This window comes from Candidatus Methylomirabilota bacterium, assembly GCA_036005065.1.
Lineage (GTDB): Bacteria > Methylomirabilota > Methylomirabilia > Rokubacteriales > DASRDR01 > DASYQW01.
The window spans coordinates 1-4,920 of the sequence record DASYQW010000037.1 but is presented as its reverse complement, the minus strand read 5'-3'; the positions used below and the strand labels follow the sequence as shown (position 1 = coordinate 4,920).

Genomic DNA, 4,920 nt, shown 5'->3' with positions numbered 1-4,920 from the left:
GCCCCTCGCGCCCATGCGTCCTACGCATGGCTCCTAGAAGAAGAGCGCGTTCGACCTGGGGCGCTTCGCCCGTGTCGCGACCTGCGCCTCGCCCGAGCCGCTCGAGTAACCGTCCCCTCCCTCAGCGCCGCTGCATAACGCTGAGCTCGTGATCGGCCGTCGGCCTACACCATCGCCTTGCACGCGTGCTTGGCCCGTGCGGCGCCGATGGCGGTCCCCAGGGCTCCTGACCGTCCGGCCGGTGCCACGCGGACGGCGATTCGATCAGCCCTGGGCGCAGGCGATGCGTCATCCGCCGGGTGGCGTTCTCGGCGACGATGCCCCATCGTGCACGCGCGCCCCTGGTCCCCGCTCCTCCCTCGAGCCCGCCAGCAGGGTCGGTTCATCGAGCGTTCATCGACATCGATCGATGATGGCGGCTCACTCGGGAGCGAACCTGGGCATCGATGCCGGGGACATGGGGAGGCAGGAATGACGAGATCGTCCCGTCCGTCCGATCGGATTCGGAGAATGACACGAGCGCTCGTCGGCGGCGTGCTCGTCGGGGGGCCTTCAACCTGGTCCGCATCCGCCCCGGCAATCCGAGGGAGGCGACGCTATCCCTGAGGCGCCGGCTCTAACCGCCAGGGTCGGGCCCGTCGAAGGGCCCAGGAGAGGCTCATGACGACGCGTACCGCTGTTGTTTCCGTTTCCCTCGTCCTCGGCGGGGCAGCCATCGCCTCCGCGGGACCGGATCCCAGCGCGTCGACCGCCGCGCCCGCCGTCCAGGAGGCCGCCGGGCAGGTGATGGACTCCACGGGCGGCGTGATCGTGGGCGCGACCGTCACCCTGAGGGGGTCGTCCGGCTTCGGCCGTGACACGACCACGGACACCAGGGGCCGCTATCGGTTCCAGGACGTGCCCCCCGGGGCGTACCTCCTGACGGCATTCCGGGACGGTTTCGCGCCCGCCACCAAGGAGCTGACCGTGAGCGCTTCGGAGCCGGCGACGGCGGACGTCACGCTCTCCCCGGCGAGCTTCGCCGACGAGGTGACCGTCTCGTTCACCGGCGCGCACTCCATGAGCGCGCTCAAGATCGACACGCCCGTGCGGGACATCCCGCTCTCGGTCCAGAGCTACACCAGCTCGTTCATGAAGGCCATCGAGTCCACCAACGTCGCCGACCTCTACAACTACACGACGGGGGTGAGCCGTTCGGGCAACACCGGCGTGGACTTCGTCATCCGCGGGATTCGCGCGTCGAACACGGGGAACATCCAGTACAACGGCCTGCCCGGCCTGGCCGCCCGCTTCAACTCCCCCTCCACCGAGAACGTGGAGCGGATCGAGGTGCTCAAGGGGCCCAGCTCGGTCCTCTACGGCCAGGCCCAGCCCGGCGGCATCATCAACATCGTCACCAAGAAGCCGCAGGCCGAGCGCGCCCAGATCGTGGACCTTCGTGGGGGCACCTTCTTCGGCACCGGCGCGGGCTTCGGGGACAGCAACAAGTACCACCTGGCCGCGGACTTCACCGGCCCCATCGACAAGAGCCGCAAGCTGCTCTACCGCCTGGTGGCGGCCTACGACAACGAGCAGACCTTCCGCGACTTCGCCGAGAACGAGGACCTCTACGTCGTCCCCTCCCTGTCCTGGCTGGGATGGCATGGGACGATCCTCAACCTGGAGTTCGAGTATCGCCGGACGCGGACGGCCCTGGACAGCGGCCTGGTGGCGCCGCAGAACGACATCACGCTCGTGGCCCCGATCAACGTGCGCTACCAGGAGCCCGCCGACTACATCAACGAGGACGGCAAGACGGCCAGCCTCTCCCTGAAGAAGCTCTTCGGGGGCGGGCTGACCTGGAACGTGAACTGGCGGAGCGTCTGGCACGAGGACGACACCAAGGGCTTCGAGAACCTGGGGCTCACCGGGCTCACCACCGTGACCCGCCGCGACCGGCGCCAGCTCAACACCCGGCGCTTCCACTACCTCGACACGACGCTGGCGCGGAGCGTCTCCACGGCCTCGATCCAGCACAAGCTGCTCTTCGGGGTCAACGGCGGATACGAGCTGACCGACTTCGACCGGGTGCAATTCGCCAGCGCCGCGAGCCTCAACGTCAACATCCTGAACCCCGTCCATGGCGCGCGAGGGCTGGCGTCGCGGGCGGACACGCACCGGTACACGCCAGCGTGGAGCTACGGCGTCTACCTGAACGATCAGATCGACCTGAGCCCGCGCTGGAAGGCGCTGGCGGGCCTGCGTTACGACCGCCGGGAATCGCAGGAGGAGGAGCTGCGGATCAATCCGAGGGTGAGGGAGAAGACGAGCGACGCCCTCCTCCCCGTGGTGGGGCTGGTCTTCCAGCCGAGCCGCACGTGGTCGCTCTACGGCAGCTTCGCGACCTCGTTCACCCCGCCACCGCCGGGGGCCGCGGACGCCCGCGGCGAGAACCCCTTCGGCCCGGAGCGCGGACGCCAGCTCGAGGCCGGGGTCAAGGCCGACCTGGGCGGCGGCCGCGGTGAGGCCAGCCTCTCGCTGTTCGAGATCACCAAGGACGACGTCCTCATCACGCTCGTCGCGCAGGCCGTCAACGACCAGATCGGACAGGAGCGCAGCCGCGGCCTGGAAGCCACTCTCAGCCACCGGATCCTCGACAACTGGCAGGTGATCGCCGGCTACACCTTCGCGGACTCCAAGGTGACGGAGGACTCCGATCCCGTCCGGGTCGGGTCTCGAATCACGAACGCCCCGCGACACAGTGCCAATTTCTGGAGCCGATACGACATCAGGCGCGGCCCGCTCAGCGGTCTCGGCTTCGGCCTTGGCCTGGTCTACAGCGGCGAGCGGGCGGGGACGATCCGGGGCAGCTCGTCCACCCTGCCCGTGCTCAGCCTGCCCGGCTATTTCCGCGTCGACGGCGGCATCTACTACGTCGGCCGCCGCTACGAGCTGACGGCGAGGATGGTCAACCTGCTGGACGAACGGTACTACGAGAGCAATCTCGGGACCGCCACCACGAGCCTCAACATCCGCCCGGGCTCTCCCCGCGCGGCCACGCTCTCCGTGCGGGTGAAGTTCTGAGCGCGCGAACCAGGATCGAGAGAGGAGGACCGGGAGCATGAACACGAGCAAGAGCTCGACCGGGCCCCGGATGATCGGGGTCCTGACCGTCTCGTCGCTGCTCGCCGCGGCCGGGGGCCCGGCCTGGGCGGTCAAGTACGCAGCGCCGGGGCCGCGCATCCCGGTGGACCCGTCGATCCCGAGCTGGCAGCCGGGCGAGCTGAAAGTGGAGCCCGAGGAGGAGTTCAACCTCGTCGGCGCCGACGTGATGGACGAGATCACGCTCGGCTGGGTCAAGCTGTTTCGCGCGGCCTACCCGAAGCTCAGCGTGGCCATGGAGGCCCGCGCTTCGGGCACCGGCGCGCCCGCGCTCATCGATGGACGCGCGCACGCCGCGCCGGTGGGACGGGAGCTGCTGCCGGCCGAGGACAAGGCCTTCCTGGAAAAGTTCGGCTATCCGCTGCTCGCGATCCGGGTGGCGACCGGCAGCGTCGGCTCGCTCGGCAAGACCGCCTCGACCGTGGTCCTCGTCCACAAGGACAACCCGATCGCCGGCCTGACGCTCGCGCAGCTCGACGCGATCTACTCCAAGGACCGGCGGCGCGGCGCGGCCGACATCGCGAAGTGGGGAGACCTCGGCCTGCGCGGCGAGTGGGCCGCGCGGCCGATCAAGCTCTATGGCCTCCGGCCGCCCAACGGCATCGAGCAGTTCGTCAAGCGGATCGTCCTCCTGGGCGGCGAATGGAAGGACGGCATCCAGCACGTGCGCACCGAGGGGTTCACCCACGCCTTCACGACGGCGGCCCAGGACATCGGTCGGAACAACCCCGGCGGCCTCACCTACGCCCTGCTCGCCAACGTCACCCCCGGCGTCAAGGTCGTGCCGCTCGCGGAGAAGGCCGGGGGCGCATTCGTCGCGCCGACGCAGGACGAGATCTACACGCATCGCTACCCGCTGGCGCGCTACGTCTACGTGTTCGTCAACCGCCCGCCGGGCAAGCCGCTGGAGCCGAAGGTGAAGGAGTTCCTGAAGCTGGTCCTGAGCCGCGAGGGCCAGCAGGTCGTTTCCGACGAGGCGGTCTACCTGCCGCTCACGGCGGAGGTCGTGCGCGAGGAGCTGGCCAAGCTCGAGTAACCGGCGACTCCCCTGCTGATCCTGGCTGTCCTGATCATCGTCGCCGCCATCGTGGCGATGGTGCGCCGGGTCGAGGTGCGCTTCGTCCTGCTGACGTCCGGCTTCGCCATGGCGCTCCTCGCCGGCAAGCCGCTGGCCGTAACCGACACCTTCACGAGGGCCATGATCGCGGCGATGGTGGCGCCGATCTGCGCCGCCATGGGCTTCGCGGCGCTGATGACGGCCACCGGCTGCGACAAGCACTTGATCCACCTGCTGCTGGCCCCCGTGCGCGCCTCCCGGATCCTGGTCGTGCCCGGAGGGATCCTGGTCGCCTACCTGGTCAACATGGCGGTCCCCAGCCAGACGAGCACCGCCGCCGCCCTCGGTCCGATCATGGTGCCGCTGCTGATGGCGAGCGGCTATTCCGCGGTTGTCGCCGGTGCCGCTCTCATCCTCGGCGCCTCGTTCGGTGGCGACCTCCTGAACCCCGGCGCGCAGGACGTGCAGGCGATCGCGGGCGCGGTCCGGCTCTCGGCGCCGGACCTCTCGGCCCGCGTCATCCCCGCGAGCATTGCGGGGGCGATCGTCGCGGCGTTCGTCTTCGCGGTGCTCAACCGCGCGGGCAACGGCCCGCCGGACGAGGCGACGCTGGTCGAGCCGCCGCCCAAAGATGAGGCTCCGTTCCGCCTGAACGTAGCGAAGGCGATCATCCCCCTGGTCCCGATCGTTCTCCTGCTCCTCGGCTACGGCGGCTTCCCGCC

The 4,920-nt window shown here is 69.6% G+C and carries 3 protein-coding genes; all 3 read left to right on the top strand.

Features of this window, described 5'->3' with window-relative positions:
- Positions 1-660: 660 nt before the first annotated feature.
- A complete protein-coding gene (locus VGW35_02645; GenBank protein HEV8306541.1) occupies positions 661-3,063 on the top strand; it encodes a TonB-dependent receptor in 2,403 nt (800 codons plus the stop codon).
- A gap of 37 nt (positions 3,064-3,100) precedes the next feature.
- Complete coding sequence (locus tag VGW35_02640; protein ID HEV8306540.1) at positions 3,101-4,177, top strand: substrate-binding domain-containing protein; 1,077 nt, start codon at positions 3,101-3,103, stop codon at positions 4,175-4,177.
- A gap of 57 nt (positions 4,178-4,234) precedes the next feature.
- On the top strand, positions 4,235-4,920 hold a 686-nt coding region (gene dcuC, locus VGW35_02635), incomplete at its 3' end, for a C4-dicarboxylate transporter DcuC (GenBank protein HEV8306539.1).

Bases quoted from the DNA above. Each gene is read 5' to 3' on its own strand.
- VGW35_02645 (HEV8306541.1), top strand. From the start codon at position 661: ATGACGACGCGTACCGCTGTTGTTTCCGTTTCCCTCGTCCTCGGCGGG.
- VGW35_02640 (HEV8306540.1), top strand. From the start codon at position 3,101: ATGAACACGAGCAAGAGCTCGACCGGGCCCCGGATGATCGGGGTCCTG.